Genomic DNA, 315 nt, shown 5'->3' with positions numbered 1-315 from the left:
GGGGCATTGATATCCGGTCTGGCCACAGCCGCTACCGCAGGCATAGGCTATGGCTTAAAAACTATAGGGACTCTTAAAAACCTATCAAATAGTATAGGCAGGTATGACTATAAATACTTTCGCCCCTCCAGTGCCTTTGAAATGATGGAACAAAACGCAGCAAGCCAAGCATTTAACACCACCATAAGACGCCATCAACACTTCGACTGGACTGAATTAGGAGTAGCCACCGTAACCGGAGGTCTAATGGGCTCAAAAGCAGGAGAAAACCTCAGCAAAAAACTCGAAAACCTAGATAACCACACCGGCATGCTA

The 315-nt window shown here is 46.3% G+C and carries 1 protein-coding gene; it reads left to right on the top strand.

What is annotated here, in order from left to right; genetic code table 11:
• Positions 1-315: hypothetical protein (locus tag E1P08_RS17310; protein ID WP_165485231.1), on the top strand; the 315-nt coding region annotated here is incomplete at both ends.

This window comes from Legionella rowbothamii (assembly GCF_900639985.1).
In the GTDB taxonomy this organism is placed as follows: Bacteria; Pseudomonadota; Gammaproteobacteria; order Legionellales; family Legionellaceae; genus Legionella; species Legionella rowbothamii.
The sequence above is the reverse complement of the archived record's forward strand: the minus strand, read 5'-3'. Positions and strand labels throughout refer to the sequence as shown.